The following is a 17,692-nucleotide window of genomic DNA, read 5'->3' as shown; positions in this document are numbered from 1 at the left end:
ATAGCTGTCGAGAATATCTCGACAGTTATTTTTTATTCCTCACATACATCGTACTCGTTTTGTGAATATTTTACTGAAACAATATCTACAAGTAATTCCTACATAAAATTTTGCGAATAGATGCATTGACATTATGAGGGGATGAATATAAAAAAACTATTGGGTTATATGGAACTATTTACAATATCGTCAATCTATAATACGATTTCATTTATCCACTTTTAGTGGCATTTCAGGAACCCGATTTTTTGATACTTTATTTACTAAAAGCCCGCAAACACAATGAAGAGGATGATTAAATGAAAAGGCTGGATGCTTTACTAATAGTGCTTAGTGCGATTAGCACGGCTGCAGTTTCCATTTTCATTGTTTACAGTTTAATTCAGATTGGACTCCTTACAGCATCGCCTTTTCAGCTTGGAACTGCCTATACGGAACTGAGAGTAACAAATCCATACTCAACAAGTACGAAAGAAAATCAATTGATTTTGACTCAAATTGAAAAAATCATTGAGAAACACAAGATTACTCTAGTTGTGAATAATATCGACTCCCTTGGATTGGGCATTTACGATCCAAAAGAGTTATTCAATAAATATATTTTAACGGAAGGGCACCGCTTGAATTCAAACGATTTCATCCTCCAACATCATAATTATATAGTCGTAAAGAAAAATTCTTTCGTTCACGAGTCCAGTGTTAGAAAGGACGGAATATATGAGATCAAAGGACAAGCCTATCAAGTGATGGGAGTCTATGATTCGAAGCATCCATTCTATACGGACAAAACGGAATATGCGCTGCATTTTTCTAAGTTATCCGATGTTAGAGGTTTCTATTATATGGATACGTATGATGAAGAAGTTATACAAGAATTGATTGGACTGTTAACGAATAATCAATATATTGTGGAAAAGAGAGTCGCTAATTCCGCGGGCTCTTCCAGCCATATTTTGCTGCAGCTTATGAATAATAAAATGTATTTGACGACAGCTATTGGATTGCTAATGATTTATGCTAACTACTACTTGTATTATCGAGTCAACTTGTTAAAATCCAAGAAAATTTTCGGTATTCATTTGAGGTTCGGAGCTACCCGCTTAAAATTGATGAGAAAGCTTCTAAAAGACTCATATGTCAATTTTATAATCGGTTCTTTAGCAGGCTCTTCTGCTTATTTATTTTTCTATCGCTTTGGGAAGTTGGATTTTTCGATATTAACTTTACTTTTGATTGTTGGATTAAACCTGTTCTTTAGTTTTATTGCTTATGTATTCGCGTTTTATAGTCAGAAAATAAGATCGAACGACGGAGCTCTATTATGAAGAATATATGGTATTTTGCTGCTAAAAATATATATCGGAATGCGTTCTCCATTATTTTGTTCATTGGTCAATTAACGATTTTCACTTTCTTTATTTTCATTTGTTCAACGCAACTGATGACCATTCTTAATTATGGCAAACAAATAAATCAACTTCGCGACTATAACCCTGTTTACTTTAATTCTTATTATGGTACAGAAGGAATGAAGTACACGGAAGGTATGATTGAGAAGATGACAAACATTTTAGATAAAGAGAACAGCGGGTATTCCTTCGTAGATAATGTTCGTATAGAAGCTTTTCCTAATATAAATGTCATAGTGGGTTTGGGGAGATTTGATGAAGTATTTGGTCTTGGAAAATATGATGGCACCACCGTGCTTATTGGTTCGAAAGTAAATGCCTTAAAGCTGGGAGATAACATATCTTTCGGAGTAAATAATGAGGAGCAATTGGAAATTGACAATAAGCTCAATGAAAACAGTGCCTATTTGAGGAAACAAACTTCCGTCGATTTGGATGAGAGCATTATCATTCTCACCTCGTTTAAAAAATTAAACGAGTATTATAATAGCATGTACCTAGAATCCATTATAACGAATACGGCATTAATCAATCCGATAGATGAAGAAATTGATGATTATATACAAACGATGACACAAAGCCAATCCTTAAATTTTAGCCCTGTTCGATTTAATAGTACTGCTCCTCAAATTTTTCATGAAAGTCTGTTAAGCGGTTTGTTTTTTATATTTTTCTTCTCGGCAGCCATTTTGTTTACATTGGCAGGTATAATTGCTAGTTTACTCCTTCTCATCGAACGAAATTTACGTGAATATGCCGTTCACCGTTTATATGGAGCTACTATAGGCCAGTTATATGCTCAAATTATTATATATGTCCTCTCTATTATTGCAGTACCTATGATTATTACAGCATATGCATCTCAATTTGCTTCGCCCGTGAAAATTCCTCTCATCTTTCATGTGTTGCTGGGAGTCATAATCGTTGCAATTCTATCCTATGTCCCGCTTGCTAGGTTGAAAAAGTATGATATGACATTTTTCTTAAGGAGAAACGAATAATGATCCCTGTACTGGAGTCCATGAATTTAAAGAAAGAATATTTCAGCGGGAAAAATAAGACGATAGCCGTACAAGACGTTACCTTGACTATTAACAAGTGCGAGCAGATTGCCATTACGGGACCATCGGGATGTGGAAAAACAACATTGCTTAATATGCTTGGCATGATCGTGGTCCCTACATCAGGTCAAATCGTAATCAATGGTCAAGATACGAAGCTGCTCAAAGAGAAACAACGGGCGATTTGCCGAAATAAAACGTTTGGATACATTGTACAGGACTTCGCCCTTGTTGAGGAGGATACCGCCTTCCAAAACATTGAGATTCCTCTAATCTACTCCTCGGATCGAAAGAATAAAAGTACGCGAAAAAGAATGGTTGCAGACGCTTTGGAGCTTGTGGGCTTATCTGGAAAAATGAATGAGAAAGTAAAAAACTTATCGGGCGGACAAAGGCAAAGAGTGGCAATCGCAAGAGCTATTGTCAATGATCCGCAAATTATTTTAGCAGATGAACCAACCGGAGCATTAGATTCACAGTCTGGCATGCAGATCATCGAGCTCTTGCGTTCGTTAGTTGCAAGCGGAAAAACGTTAATTATCATTACACATGATGAGTCGTTAGCCCAAAAATGTGACAGACAAATTAAAATGCTGGATGGTTTAATTATTGATATTCGCGAATAAGTTTATCGTTTCTTCACTCCTGCATCTTCGAAAGGAATTAGCTCTTGTTGCAGCATTAAAATAGGATGGAAAATTGGAGAGTTAAAGTAACCTTCATCATTTTACACATTATATGGACTCAACTGCGAAAGCTCACGGTAAGCATGCTTAACAGGAAAAACTCCAGCTAATTTATTGATTTTCGGGAGAAATTCGAGTTTAGAAGGATTTTCTCCCGTTAATTTTCTGCTTTTTATCTCAATGGGATAAAAGCGTTAACTTTAGCGGGAGAATTTCCAGTTAATTGCTTTATTTACCGCCACTAGAGGAAATTTAGATGGACTTTTTCCTGTTATTTCTGTTCACTGTTCAACTGCAAGGGTATGGAGACGTTGGTGTAAGTGGTCAGAAATTTCGTAGACTGAATTTCAAAACGAAACGAGCTTTAGAAGCGATTCTAAAGACTCGTTTTTTTGTTCTATTGTAGTCTATTGCCTAAAAATTATGCTTTGTACCACTGGAATTAGGAAACAATAAACGTTACCTGCTTCAAGTTGCTAATTTGTCGATGCCCACCTATAATTTTACCAAAGGAAACATTTTGTCATTGATCAAAGAAATATTGCCTGGTGCAATGGTTGAAGCATAAATGGGAATGGAGCTGTTCTGATTGGACGAAGCAACAAAAGAACATGCAGCCAATGAGCTGTTATCAGGACGTACGAAAGGCTTAAAGAAGTTGCTGCCGTTCATAGGCCCAGCCTTTATAGCTGGCGTAGCATATATTGATCCTGGCAATTTTGCCACAAATATCGCTGCCGGCTCGCAATATGGCTATATGCTGCTTTGGGTAGTGCTTGTCTCGAATGTAATGGCCATTCTTATTCAAGCTTTATCGGCAAAATTAGGCATTGCTACGGGAAAAAATCTGCCTGAGGTGTCTCGGGAGAACTTTCCTAAACCAGTCTCGTTTGGACTTTGGATACAAGGGGAGCTAGTCGTCATTGCGACAGACCTTGCCGAATTTATTGGAGCGGCATTAGGCTTATATTTATTGTTCGGTATTCCATTATTGCCGTCTGCGATCATTGCAGGCATTGGCTCCTTTGCGATTCTTGAACTGCAGCGGAGAGGGTTCCGTTCATTAGAGGCCGGAATAATGGGTATGGTATTTATAGTAGTATTAGCATTTGGCCTCCAGGTCTTATACTCACAGCCTAATACGGGAGACATCCTAAATGGACTTTTTACTCCGCAATTTAATGGTGTAGACAGCGTGATGCTGGCAGCGGGGATTTTAGGTGCGACGGTTATGCCTCATGCCATTTATCTTCACTCCGCCTTGACTCAAAAAAGGATCGTAGGAAGAACGGAAGGTGAACGAAAACGGATATTTCGTTTTGAATTTATTGATATTTTAATCGCCATGGTCATTGCAGGTGTGGTTAATGCGAGCATGCTCATTGTAGCGGCAGCTTTATTTTTTAAAAATGGATTAAATGTTCAGGACTTGGATGTAGCTTTTGAACAATTTGGCGAATTAGTCGGACCTTTCTCAGCGATTTTATTTGGCGTTGGTTTATTGGCATCAGGATTGGCTAGCTCAGCAGTGGGCACTATGTCCGGGGATATTATTATGCAAGGATTTATTAAATGGCGAATCCCGCTGTATTTAAGAAGATTTATTACAGTTATCCCGCCTATCGTCATTATTGCAATCGGGGTCAATCCGACAACAGCACTCGTTATTAGTCAAATCATATTGTCATTTGGGATTCCATTTGCTTTAATTCCGCTCATTATTTTTACAAGCAGTAAAAAAATTATGGGCAGTCTTGCTAATCATAAAATAACAAATATACTGGCTTGGGCGATAGCACTCGTTATCATTTCGTTAAATATCTTTCTCCTGTTCCAAACGTTAACTCATTTTTAGAAATTAATTTCATGAAGGCTGCCGAAGCAATCGGCGGCTTTTTTTGCGTTTTACGGGCAATCCGGCTGCTATTTGTTACTATCGACTATTTAAATGTTGGTTAATTATCTAATTATGTTGCATATTAAACATGTACATTTCGATTAATGTGTCATATTATATTAATTAGGATGTACTATATAAAAAATGCGATAAGGGGCTGAAGGAATGGAAGTTGGAATTGGCATAAGTGGTTTGGGAAGAATCGGAAGATTGCTTATAAGAAGAGCGTTTTCGGATAAATATAACGATATGCAGATCAAAGCGCTCAATTCTCCCCATTCTGTAGACACGATAGCCCATTTATTAAAATATGATACGGTACACGGAACTTGGCATGCAGACATTTCAACAGAAGATGGAAAGCTAATAATAAACGGAAGAGCACTTCATTATTTTATGGAGAGAGACCCGTCTCGGCTGCCATGGAAAGAGGCCGGCGTCGATATCGTTATTGATGCTACAGGTAAATTCACTGACCGTATGGGGGCCGAGAAGCATCTTGCAGCCGGGGCACATAGCGTTATTATCACTTCACCAGGCAAAGATGCTGATCTGACCGTGGTGATGGGTGTCAATGAGGAAAGCTACGAACCGAATGAGCATCATATTTTATCCGCAGCATCTTGTACGACGAATTGTGTCGCTCCCATTCTTAAATTGCTTGATGATGCCTTTGAGGTCAAGAGCGGTTGGATGACAACGATCCATTCCTTTACCAGTGACCAGAACCACTTGGATAACCCGCATAAGGATTTGCGTCGTGCGAGAGCATGTACACAATCTATTATTCCAACGACTACAGGAGTAGGCAAAGCTTTAATTGACGTGCTGCCGCATTTAGCTCCGCATATCCAAGGCTTGTCGATCCGTGTTCCAACAATAAATGTTTCTCTAATTGACTTGACTGTCCAGCTTGGAAGCTATACGACGCTTGTTGAGGCTAAGCGGAAAATTCGTTCCATGATTTCAGGAGGATTGGCTCCTTATGTTGATATGCAAGATGTTCCGCTTGTCTCGTCTGACTATATCGGAAATGATTGTTCAGCGGTTGTTGATGGGTCGTCTCTAATGGTTGCCGGCGATCAATTAAAAATATTGGCATGGTATGACAACGAATGGGCTTACTCCTGCAGGGTAATCGATTTAGCGGCTATGGTTGTTCAAAAAACTCAATTTATGGGAGGCATGAAGCAATGCAATCAAGCAGCAGCGAAGTGAAATTGGGAAGTATCGTATGTCAGTACTGTGGGGAATTAATTGATACCGTAGATACGAATAGGGTGAAAATCCTATATGGAGTCTGCGGACTCAGCACATGCTCGGTGAACCCTATTAAAGGAAAGGATCAGCCCCATCCTCCGCAGGACGATCAACAAAAGAGAGTTCGCCATTTTCAAGAGGGACATGCTGGAATGAAAACATTGCTTGGCGGAAAAGGTGCCAATCTTGCAGAAATGACCAATGCGGGACTGCCTGTTCCTCCTGGCTTTACGATCACTACAGATGCTTGCCGGGAGTACTATAGTGCTGGCGGCAAGCTGCCGGAAGGCTTGTTCGATGAGATCCGCAGTGCTTTAGTGCAGGTGGAATTAACGAAAAATCAGCAATTTGGCGACAATGGCAATCCGTTGCTTGTGTCTGTCCGTTCGGGCTCGGTTAATTCGATGCCAGGCATGATGGATACGATATTGAATCTGGGCTTGAACGACAATACCGTAAAGGGTCTTGCAAGCCATACAGGAAATCCCCGTTTCGCTTATGACTGCTACAGAAGATTGATCCAAATGTTCGGAAATGTGGTATTCGATATAGAAGGAATCCACTTCGAGACGCTGCTGCACCATAAGAAAAAAGAGCTGGATGTAATGGAGGATAAAGATGTTCCAGTAGAAGCTTGGATCGAAATCATCGAGAAATATAAGGGTGTAATCGAATGGCGAGCGAATGTTCACTTTCCTCAAGATGTGTTCGAACAGCTGCATCTTGCAGTAGAAGCTGTATTCCGCTCTTGGAACAACCATAGGGCAAACGTATACAGAAAGGCTTATAACATACCTGATAGTCAAGGGACAGCGGTTAATATCCAATCGATGGTATTCGGGAATATGGGCGATGATTGCGGAACCGGTGTCCTATTCACACGCAATCCATCTACGGGAGAGAAGGTATTATACGGTGAATATTTGATCAATGCCCAAGGGGAGGATGTCGTAGCCGGGATAAGAACGCCTTTGCCGATCATTAAGCTGAGTCAGGAAATGCCTGAAATTTATAAGCAGCTTGTACAAACTGCTGCCAAGCTTGAAGCACATTATAAAGATATGCAGGACATTGAATTTACTGTAGAGAAAGGAAAACTCTTCATTCTTCAAACGAGAAATGGCAAGAGAACGGCGCAAGCAGCAGTAAAGCTTGCAGTCCACTTTGTTCATGAAGGGATATTGACCAAAGAAGAAGCGATGCTTCGGATTGATGTTGAACATCTTAATCAGCTTCTTCATAGAGCCATTGACGAGGACGAGAAGCTGCAGGTATTGGCAGTGGGATTGCCTGCCTCGCCCGGCGCAGCTACAGGACAAGTCGTATTTGATGCCGACAAAGCCGAGGAATGGAGCCGCTCCGGCAAGCGCGTCGTGCTTGTCAGCTCTGAAACAAGCCCCGAGGATATCCATGGTGTCATCGCTGCCGAAGGTGTCCTTACCAGTCGCGGAGGCATGACTAGCCATGCGGCAGTAGTCGCGCGAGGAATGGGCAAGCCATGCGTATGCGGCTGCGAGGAGGTTCGCATTGATACAGGAGAAGGACAGTTCATCGCAGGCGATGTTAAGGTTCGCGAAGGAGATTGGATCACGCTGGACGGCTCGACTGGACGCGTCATTGCAGGCACTGTCACGCTGAAGGAACCGGAAATGAGTGATGAGCTTGGCCAGCTGCTGAAGTGGGCGGATGATATTCGAGCACTAAAGATACGGACGAACGCCGACTCGCCAGAGGATGCGGCTAAAGCAAGGTCGTTTGGGGCGGAAGGAATAGGGCTCTGCCGCACGGAGCATATGTTTATGTCGGCTAGCAGGCTGCCGGTCGTACAGGAAATGATACTTGCTGATAACTCCTATGATCGCAAGGCTGCTTTGGATCAATTGCTTCCTATGCAGCAAGATGATTTTGAAGGTATTTTTTCCGCAATGGAAGGCTTGCCTGTTACGATTCGTTTGCTTGATCCGCCGCTCCATGAGTTTCTGCCCAATATGGAGGAGCTGCTGCTTCGGCAGGAACGGATGAAAAAGGATGCGGAAACCGTTGATGATCGCAGCGCGCTCGACCAGCTCATAAGAAAGGTCCGGAATTTACAAGAAATGAATCCGATGCTGGGGTGGAGGGGATGCCGGCTGGGCATTCTGATTCCAGAAATTTATCAGATGCAAGTTATCGCTATTTTCCGCGCTGTGTTGGCACTGCAGGTGAAGGGGATTCAGGTTGTTCCAGAAATCATGATCCCGCTCGTTGGTCATGTCAATGAGTTGAAAGCTATGCGAGAGTTGGTGGATCGTACTGCCGAAGAAGTGTTGGGCGTGTTAAAGGAGCAGGTTCCTTATCAGGTAGGAACGATGATCGAAGTGCCAAGAGCCGCTCTAACCGCAGGCCAAATTGCGGAATATGCAGACTTCTTTTCCTTCGGAACAAACGATCTGACGCAAATGACGTTTGGCTACAGCCGAGATGATGCGGAAGGGAAATTTCTCACTCATTATGTGGAGCATAATATTTTGCCTCAAAATCCGTTCCAGGTGTTAGACACGGAAGGAGTAGGCTTATTGATCGAATGGGCAGTCGAGAGCGGCCGCTCCAAAAAGCCAGGCCTTAAGACTGGTATTTGCGGCGAACATGGCGGAGAAAAAGAATCGATCTTCTTCTGCCACCAAACCGGCTTGGATTATGTCAGCTGCTCGCCGTTCCGTCTTCCTTTGGCAAGAATTGCAGCTGCACAAGCACAGCTCATTCACCGCAGGTAACGAGTTCGCATCGCATTCTGTAGAATCGGAGGGAAATCTGAATGACTGAACAGCAGCATTTGTATATTTGCTCTGATTCCATTGGCGGAACGGCAGAGTCGGTAGCGCAGGCAACCATTCGCCAGTTCAACGCCGATCAGGTAAAGATCAGGCGGTACGGACATATCCGGCATGAAGAAGAAATTAAAATCATGATGGAAGAAGCCGCTTCGACAGGAGGCTTTGTCGCTTACACGCTAGTACAGCCGGAATTGCGTGAGATGATCAAAGCCGAATCCATTCGTTTGGGCGTAAGGGCAGTAGACATTATGTGGCCGATGATGCAGGCATTCATAGATACTTATGGAGATGCTCCTAAGCAGCAGCCAGGTCTTCTGCATGAAATGGATGCCGCTTATTTTCGCCGCGTGGAAGCCATTGAATTTGCTGTAAAATATGACGACGGCCGTGACGCCAGAGGGATGCTGCAAGCGGATGTTGTATTGATCGGCATCTCGCGAACCTCGAAGACGCCGCTCAGCATTTTTCTTGCCCATAAGGGCATTAAAGTGGCCAACTTTCCTGTTATGCCAGAGGTCAAGCCTCCGGCGGAGCTATTCAAAATTCCGAGCCATCGCATTATCGGACTAACGATTGATGCCGAAAACATACTCAAAATACGTACAGAACGACTTAAAGCACTTGGGCTGCCTGATGGCTCCAGATATGCGAATATACTGCGAATTGTAGAAGAGCTTGAATATGCGCATGATTTGATGAAGCAGCTAGGATGTACGGTCATTAACGTTACCAATAAGGCCATTGAAGAAACTGCAGACCATATTATGGAATATATTTAATTTGATAGCGAAGATGTACCGCGCTTGCGGAATGCAGTGGGCGAGAGTCCCAACCGGCGGATAAAAGCTTTGCCAAAATAGGCTGCATCTTCGAAGCCGACGCTGCTTGCAATTAATTGCACGGGCAGGCTCGTCTGGCTCAGCATGAGGCAAGCTTTTTCCATCCGGTAGCGGATTAGAAATTCATGTGGAGACACGCCCATCTGGGCATGGAACAGCTTGGTGAAATAAGAACGGTCCAAATCCACATGCCTGGCAACGACGGAGATGGAAATGCGCTTATGGTAATGCTCTTCTATAAATTTCACCGCTTGCGCGACATACAGCTCGTTGCTATTTCGCCCTCCGCTGCGAACAGGCTGTTGTAATTCCGTCTGCCTGCTCAGGAAGGTGGAGAAAATTTGCAGCAATAGGCCATAGCAGTAGGTTTCGGATGCCAGATCGTTGACTGCAGAATGATGGAGCAGCTCTGCCAGCAATTTCTCTGCTCGCTCAGGCTCGAGATGCGAATGGGTGGGAGATTGGACGGTTACTCCTGCTGAAAGGAACAGCTTGGCGGCAAGCTGCCCATCAATTCCGACCCAATAATAAGTCCATGGATCCGCTTCGCTTGCACGATAGGAAGCAGGCTGATTGGGATACATGCAGAAGCTGTCTCCTGCTTTCAGCTTATAATCGCAGCCTTCCATTGTGAAGACGCCGGAGCCTTTTACGATAAAATGCAGCAAATAATGATCGCGCATGACCGGACCATTCTGATGGGAGGGCATACAATGCTCCAGCCCGCAATAGTGCAGACGAATATCTGTGTCCAAGCGACCGATTAGAAAATGTTCCGTAAATTGATTTTCCAACCTGAATCCCTCTTTTCGTTAGCTGTCTATAACTAAGGATAGCACAAAGTTACTAGTAAATTAAGCATTAAAACAATGTTTCCATTAAAATCATGACACAAAATAACTACTATTAAACACAAATCTCTCTATAGCCTCAACTCGTGCAGGAGATATAATAATCTCAAAAACAGATGAAGCTTAGGGAGGCAGTTCAGCATGCAGCTTACCGCTAATGGGTTATATGAATATAAGCTGGAAAGCGTGGAATCCGGATTCCGCGCAGAGCTTTCGGTCGAACGTGAATCCGAAGGAATTGATATTGTTCGTATAAAGATTGCAGCAGATTCTCCGGCAGTACCGCCAACGTTCAAGCTGAAATGGAGCCACCCCGTTATCGACGTGCAGGGCATGTGGCATCCAACGGCTTTATATCACAGATGGATTCGGGCAGACTGGTATCCGCTGCTGGATTCAAAGTCGACGAATTCCGCTCCAGTTGTAAGTCTATTTAGCGGTCAGGGGACGAACAAGCTGACATTCGCTTTTTCCGATGTGCTGAACGTTATCAAGTACGATGCAGGCCTCCATGAGGAGACCTCTCATTTTAACTGTGTCATTGCTATGTTCGACACGCCAACGCCAGAGCTTGCCTCCTATGAAGCAGAGCTTCGGATCGACACGCGCGAAATTCCGTATTTTAAATCTCTGGACGATGTGAGTCATTGGTGGAGCGAATACAAGACGAATACGCCTTCAAGCGTGCCTGCGGAAGCGCTGGAGCCTATGTATTCAACGTGGTACAGCTTCCATCAGGAGCTCACGCCGGAAGGAATCGAGGAGCAGTGCCGCCTTGCGCTTGAAATCGGCTGTAAATCGGTCATCGTTGACGACGGCTGGCAAACGGCGGACAATGCCAGAGGCTACGCTTTTTGCGGGGATTGGCAGGTTTGCGAGGAGAAAATGATCGACATGAAGGCGCATGTAGGACGCGTTCATGCAATGGGCTTGAAATATTTGCTCTGGTATTCGGTTCCGTTCATTGGGAAGAACAGCGAAGCATGGATTCGATTCCAAAATAAGCTGCTCTACAAAATGGATAGCATGGGTGCTGGCGTCATCGATCCACGATATCCCGAGGTGCGCGAATATTTGATCGGCATCTACGAGAAGGCGTTGCTGGATTGGGACTTAGACGGCTTTAAGCTTGATTTTGTTGATGTATTCCAGCAGCAGGAGCAGGAAGATGAAAACTCTGATCCGGGACGCGATATCGCCTCGGTGCCGCAAGCGGTGGACGTATTGCTGAGCGATGTGATGGCTCGTCTACGCGCAATAAAGCCAGACATTATGATCGAATTCCGCCAGCCGTATATCAGCCCGCTAATGCGGAAATACGGCAACCTGTTCCGAGCGGGGGATTGTCCAAACGATGCGGTGCAAAACCGTATTCGCACGCTCGACATCAGGCTGCTGTGTGGAAATACGGCAGCGCATGCCGACATGATCATGTGGAATCCGGACGAGCCGGTTGACAGCGCGGCGCTTCAATTAATCAACATTCTGTTCGCGGTACCGCAAATTTCCGTCCGGCTGGAGACGCTGCCGCAGAAGCATCTGGATATGCTGACCTTCTGGCTATCCTTCTGGCGCGAGAACCGTGATGTGTTAATGCATGGCCAATTGGAGCCCCAGCGTCCAGAGCTGCTCTTCCCGCTTGTGACCGCACGCAATAACGAGGTTTCGATTACAGCCGTTTATAACGATTCCGTTGTTTCATTAGCAGATACGGACACTCAAAAAATAATCATCGTAAACGGGACGCGCGGAGATCGGTTGATTGTAGAGGCGGTTAAGGCTTTAGGGGCGAGAGAGGTTCAGGTACTCGATTGCATGGGCCTAGAAGTCAGCAAATTTGAGATAGATGGCGAGCAAGGCTTGCTGTCGCTCAGCGTTCCTCCTTCTGGACTGGTTATTCTTCTGTCTGCCAACTCCAAATAAGCAAATATTGCGGACTGTTCCAAAGGTAGAAAATTCTACTTTTCGGAACAGTCTTATTTTATTTAGAGGTTGCCGTAAGAGGGCGTTTTGGAGGTGTCGTCGTTGGAGGCGTGTCTTTATCGGCCATTACATGGATCGGAGCGCGTTGGCGTTGCACTCGCCATTGTCACGACTTTGGTGTTATCGCGAATAGGGTTGCGCTCCAGGAAGTTTGATCCTGACATTCAATCAGGTAAAATGAACATACAAGCAGAATGAACGCTCTTTGGTCCATTCAGCAATTCCTATCCATAAGGAGATTCCATTTATGAATACACCACTCGCACCACAGCTAGACCGCCAATATATCGTCAATCAGCTAGAAGCTTTGCTAAACATACCGAGTCCGAGCGGATACTGCATGGACATTATCAAGCATGTGAAGGCTGAGACGGAAAGGCTCGGCTATAAGCTTGCGATAACGCCAAAGGGGAACGGGATGATTACGATTCCAGGCGAAAATGCCGACCATGTAATCGGCATCACCGCGCATCTGGATACGCTAGGAGCGATGGTTCGTTCGATTAAGCCTAACGGCATGCTGCGAATGACGCCGATCGGCGGTTATGCGATGCAAACAGTCGAAGGCGAATATGCGGTCATTCATACGCGCGACGGCCGAAAATATGAAGGAACCGTGCTGTCTACCAAAGCCTCCGTGCATGTATACTCCGATGCCCGGGACTTTAAGCGCGAGGAAGCGAATATGGAGGTTCGCATTGACGAGCTGGTCAAAACAAAGGAGGATACAGAGAAGCTAGGCATATCCGTTGGCGACTTCATATCATGGGAGCCTAGAGTTCGTGTCTTGCCAAGCGGCTTTGTCAAATCGCGGCATTTGGATGATAAAGCTAGCGTTGCGGCTTTGCTCGGCTTCATGGAGTGGTTGAAGCGGGAAGGAAGGACGCCGTCCCATACGCTGAAGCTTATTTTATCAACCTATGAAGAGGTCGGGCACGGAAGCTCCTACATACCGGCGGATATTACCGAAATGATTGCCGTCGATATGGGAGCGCTCGGGGATGATCTTTCAGCAACGGAAATGGATGTGTCTATTTGTACCAAGGATTCGACCGGACCTTATGATTATGCAATGACCTCCCGGCTGATTGAACTCGCAAAACGCGAGAAGCTGGCTTACGCCGTTGATATTTATCCGCATTACGGCTCCGACGCATCAGCGGCGCTGCGCGGCGGCAGCAATATTCGTGCAGCTTTGATCGGGCCAGGGGTTCAAGCTTCGCATGGAATGGAACGGACGCATGTAGATGCTATCGTTAATACAGCGGCTTTGCTTTTAGCCTATGTAATGGAATCGAATCAATAAACGATATCGCACCATAAACCGATTTCAATATCTTGCTTTTACATTCCAATAAGCGTACATCACACCACTTACGAGGGTATACTTTGATGTATGGAGGTGGAAGGAATGAAGGCTGAGGAACAAATGTCGGATGAGAAGTGGCAAGCGATTTTAAGCAATGATGCTTCTTATGACGGCAGGTTTATATATGCGGTAAAGACGACCGGTATTTTTTGCAGGCCATCCTGCAAGTCCAAAGCGCCGAATAAGGAAAACGTCCGGTTATTTGAAAATGCGGAGCAGGCGCGGTCGGCATATTTTCGCCCATGCAAGCGGTGCAAGCCTACGGGCGAGCGTTTGCCGGATGATGAGTGGGTCGATGTCATCACGCAATATATCGATAGCCATTATAGAGAAGCGTTGACCCTCGAAACGCTGGCAGACATGTGCCACGGAAGCCCTTATCATTTGCAGCGTACCTTTAAGCGAATTAAAGGAATGACGCCCATTGCATATATTCAGCAGACGAGAATGGTTAAAGCTAAGGAGTATCTTGCCCATACGGATCGAGCCGTTTCGGATATTGGTTTGAATGTCGGTATGCCCAATACCTCCTACTTCATAACGCTGTTTAAGAGGAAAATAGGGCGTACGCCGAGTGATTATCGTCATTCCAAACGTCATTCCGAACTTCAAACCAAACAAAATAACGAGATGCCGGAGGTGCCGCATGGTGGCAGAGAAAATTAGTTCGTTCATGTATTGGACATTGCTGGTTCATGGAAAATGGAGCATGTACGTTGCAGCCACGTCAATGGGGCTATGCTACGTCGGTTCCCAAAATAAGCCGTTTGAGGAGCTGGCCGAATGGGCGCAGGCTAAGTTCCCCGGCAGCAGACTTGTTCAGGATGAAGAGAAGCTGCAGCCGTATGCCGTGCAATTAATCGAGTATCTTGAAGGACAACGCAAAGCGTTTACGGTCCCCTTCGATTTTCGCGGGACATCGTTTCAGATTGCCGTTTGGAAATCGCTTTGCGAGATCCCATATGGACAGACCCAGTCCTATTCGGATATAGCTAATCAGATTCAAAAGCCGGCAGCCTCACGTGCGGTCGGAGCCGCTATAGGGGCAAACCCGGTTTTAATTACGGTGCCGTGTCACCGCGTAATTGGCAAAAACGGCTCGCTCACCGGCTATCGCGGCGGACTGGAGATGAAGACGCAGCTTCTGCAGCTGGAAAGGGAAGCATGAAGACGGCGTTATTTTACAAAAATCCGAAGACGCTTCTCAATAAAGGTACAGGCTTCCTAGAAGACTACACCCATTCGCTCAATCCTTATACGGGCTGTTCGTTTGGCTGCTCGTATTGTTATGTTCGTCAGATGCCGGTATCCACGTTCCGTCAGGAGGAGTGGGGCACATGGGTAGACGTTAAGCTTGAAGCGGCAGCTTTGCTTCGGAAAGAGCTTCGGCGCGCGAAGGGCAAAGGAAAGGTTAGTATCTTTATGTCGTCAAGCACGGATCCCTATCAGCCGATTGAACATAAAGAGATGGTTACGAGATCGCTGCTAGAGGTAATGGTAGAGGACCCGCCGGATTTTTTGTTCGTTCAAACAAGGAGTCCGCTCGTTCGCAGAGATATGGATTTGCTGCTTCAACTGGGAGATAAGGTTCGGGTAAGCATGACAGTGGAGACGGATCTTGAGGATATTCGCAAACATTTTACGCCGGCTGCGCCTCCTATCGCTGCTAGATTAAAGACGCTGCAGCTGTTAGCGGAAGCGGGAGTACCCGTGCAAGCGACCATCGCGCCGATACTGCCAAGCAGCGAGGCTTTTCCGGGAATTTTAAAAGCGCTGGTCAATCGTGTCTGCGTGGACGATTATTTCATGGGTGATGGGAGCGGAGGAAGACGAACGCGAAGTCTGGGCATAGAGCGGCTGTACAAGGAGCTTGGCCTAGAGGAGTGGTATTCGCCTACCGCGTACCGGATGGTTTACGATCGATTCAGTCATGTTTTCGCTGAGAATCAGCTTTATTTGAGCCAGCAGGGGTTTGCGCCCTGATAGGCAGGGGTTAGCCGGAAAGGTCAAGTCATGTAATGACTTGCTCGGCTGGCCTTTTTTTTTTGGAGTGATGAGCGATTGTGCTTGTCACTCTATGCTGTGCTCACGAGCAGCTCATTAGCAGCTCAAGTGCAGCTCATTATCAGCTCATGAGCAACTCATGAGCAACTCATGAGGAAGGAGGAGCTTGCGCAATATTAGGCAGGGGTTAGTCGGAAGGGTCATGGAATGTGAGATGACAATGACTTGAACGGCTAGCCTTTTCTAGTTGTAGGCTTGCAAGTGAATTAACGGGAAATTCTCCTGTTAATGTTCATTAAATGGAGCTGGAAATGCGCTTAACTGGAAATATTCCTGTTAATTTAATCCAAAACGCCATTAACGGGTAAAATCGAATGATTTAACGGGAGAAATTCCATCTAATGGTGGAAAAACAGCTTTTATGAGCTAATTAACGGGAGAAATTCCCGTTAAGTGTTAAAGAAGAGGCTAGGACGCGACTGGCGCGGGTTGATTTGTGTCTGCGAAATGTAGATATGTAAGGTGAGCACGCTTGGCGCTGGTTGCTTTGTGTCTGAGAAGAGTAACTAGGTTGGGGGAGCGCATTAGCGCTCGCGTATTTGTGTCTCTATGTGAATAGTTTGGGTTGAGCGCGGTTGGGGAGCTAGTTGAGTAAAATCGAACGGATTAACGGGAGAAATTCCCGTTAAGTGTTTTGAAGAGAGTTTGCGGAGCGCGACTTTCGCTATTAGATCAGTGTCTGCCATGTGCAGATAGGCTGCGAAGCGCGACTTCCCGCGCGCAGTCTCGTTTCTTAGCAACTGAATGCGCTTTCTTTCGTCAAATTCGGCATCAGTAGGACGTAAGGAGAGGAAAGGGAGGTAGTCTTTTTGGAATGAGGAATAATGATAATCTGGTGCAATTTCAGTGCTTTCGAAGCTTTATAATTATCCCGATTCATGGAAGTTAATCCTGAAAGGCTGCTCAACATACTCGGTTAAATGACGAAAAAGTCTACTGAAAACAGTTGAATGTACGTTTATAGCAGTCAAGTCCTGGTATTTTTAAGCAAAAATCTCGATTATGATTTTTTTTTAATGTAAATCTGACTTTATGATGTGAGGAAATGTGCACTTTTATGGGGATTGCGAACAATGTCGAAACTCGTTTTTGTCCTGCTTTGGTAGGATACTAGTCAATAGTCCCCCCTTTAAACGTCAATAAAGCGCATTCATTTGCAAGTTTTTTGCTTTCAAATCAACATGAAAATAGGGAAAAACCTTTGTATTATAGGGGAAAGAAGCGAATGAAGGTTAAGTAAAAATGAGTCTCAAGTTTGATTCTCTCAGAAAATTCATAAAGCGCTTCCAATTGTTAGAATTTTTATTTTTGACACCCAAATAGCACCAGTTTATTTCCAACTATTCTCATCAATTAGGAGTCCGTACTTATGAAAACACGAATGAAAATGAGTACGATTGGCTAATCTACACCATGTCTTTATTCCCTCAAGAATTATTATCATCTGTGTCATACTAGAT

Annotated in this window: 13 protein-coding genes; 12 read left to right on the top strand and 1 reads right to left on the bottom strand. The window is 44.8% G+C overall.

The features are described from left to right. The first annotated feature begins 299 nt into the window (after positions 1-299). The 7 genes from AC1TPC_RS02440 (at position 300) to AC1TPC_RS02410 (ending at position 9,905) form a co-directional block, all read left to right on the top strand. Positions 300-1,325, top strand: coding sequence for a hypothetical protein (locus AC1TPC_RS02440; protein ID WP_482065277.1), 1,026 nt, complete (start codon positions 300-302; stop codon positions 1,323-1,325). Continuing rightward, positions 1,322-2,410 (top strand): ABC transporter permease, encoded by a 1,089-nt coding sequence (locus AC1TPC_RS02435; protein WP_482065276.1) that lies wholly within the window; start codon positions 1,322-1,324, stop codon positions 2,408-2,410. Before AC1TPC_RS02440 ends, AC1TPC_RS02435 begins: the two co-directional genes overlap by 4 nt. Beyond that, on the top strand, positions 2,410-3,096 hold the full coding sequence (locus tag AC1TPC_RS02430) for an ABC transporter ATP-binding protein (protein ID WP_482065275.1): 687 nt from the start codon (positions 2,410-2,412) through the stop codon (positions 3,094-3,096). Before AC1TPC_RS02435 ends, AC1TPC_RS02430 begins: the two co-directional genes overlap by 1 nt. Before the next feature lie 649 nt (positions 3,097-3,745). Beyond that, a complete protein-coding gene (locus AC1TPC_RS02425) occupies positions 3,746-5,011 on the top strand; it encodes an Nramp family divalent metal transporter (RefSeq protein ID WP_482065274.1) in 1,266 nt (421 codons plus the stop codon). A gap of 207 nt (positions 5,012-5,218) precedes the next feature. Then, entirely contained in the window at positions 5,219-6,271 is a 1,053-nt protein-coding gene (gene gap, locus AC1TPC_RS02420; RefSeq protein WP_482065273.1) for a type I glyceraldehyde-3-phosphate dehydrogenase, read from the top strand. Next, positions 6,247-9,066 carry a pyruvate, phosphate dikinase gene (gene ppdK, locus AC1TPC_RS02415; protein ID WP_482065272.1) on the top strand — a complete coding sequence of 940 codons (2,820 nt, stop codon included), beginning with the start codon at positions 6,247-6,249 and terminating at the stop codon, positions 9,064-9,066. Before gap ends, ppdK begins: the two co-directional genes overlap by 25 nt. A 41-nt stretch (positions 9,067-9,107) precedes the next feature. Continuing rightward, positions 9,108-9,905, top strand: coding sequence for a pyruvate, water dikinase regulatory protein (locus AC1TPC_RS02410; protein WP_482065271.1), 798 nt, complete (start codon positions 9,108-9,110; stop codon positions 9,903-9,905). Here AC1TPC_RS02410 and AC1TPC_RS02405 read toward each other — a convergent pair. Next, positions 9,902-10,759 (bottom strand): helix-turn-helix domain-containing protein, encoded by an 858-nt coding sequence (locus AC1TPC_RS02405; protein ID WP_482065270.1) that lies wholly within the window; start codon positions 10,757-10,759, stop codon positions 9,902-9,904. The genes AC1TPC_RS02410 and AC1TPC_RS02405 overlap by 4 nt on opposite strands. A 198-nt stretch (positions 10,760-10,957) precedes the next feature. On the opposite strand from AC1TPC_RS02405, the gene AC1TPC_RS02400 reads away from it, so the two are divergent. From AC1TPC_RS02400 to AC1TPC_RS02380, 5 genes are all read left to right on the top strand, one after another. Next, complete coding sequence (locus AC1TPC_RS02400) at positions 10,958-12,739, top strand: glycoside hydrolase family 36 protein (RefSeq protein WP_482065269.1); 1,782 nt, start codon at positions 10,958-10,960, stop codon at positions 12,737-12,739. Positions 12,740-13,046: 307 nt separating this feature from the next. Beyond that, the gene (locus AC1TPC_RS02395; RefSeq protein WP_482065268.1) at positions 13,047-14,105 is read left to right on the top strand and encodes a M42 family metallopeptidase; all 1,059 of its coding nucleotides are present in this window, start codon (positions 13,047-13,049) and stop codon (positions 14,103-14,105) included. A gap of 105 nt (positions 14,106-14,210) precedes the next feature. Next, complete coding sequence (locus AC1TPC_RS02390) at positions 14,211-14,834, top strand: bifunctional transcriptional activator/DNA repair enzyme AdaA (RefSeq protein WP_482065267.1); 624 nt, start codon at positions 14,211-14,213, stop codon at positions 14,832-14,834. Beyond that, the gene (locus AC1TPC_RS02385) at positions 14,815-15,336 is read left to right on the top strand and encodes a methylated-DNA--[protein]-cysteine S-methyltransferase (protein WP_482065266.1); all 522 of its coding nucleotides are present in this window, start codon (positions 14,815-14,817) and stop codon (positions 15,334-15,336) included. The genes AC1TPC_RS02390 and AC1TPC_RS02385 overlap by 20 nt, the downstream gene beginning before the upstream one ends. Continuing rightward, positions 15,333-16,151: an SPL family radical SAM protein gene (locus tag AC1TPC_RS02380; RefSeq protein ID WP_482065265.1), complete on the top strand. Its 819-nt coding sequence runs from the start codon at positions 15,333-15,335 to the stop codon at positions 16,149-16,151. The genes AC1TPC_RS02385 and AC1TPC_RS02380 overlap by 4 nt, the downstream gene beginning before the upstream one ends. Positions 16,152-17,692: the final 1,541 nt, after the last annotated feature.

The organism is Paenibacillus sp. Y280, from assembly GCF_056786335.1.
The sequence above is the reverse complement of the archived record's forward strand: the minus strand, read 5'-3'. Positions and strand labels throughout refer to the sequence as shown.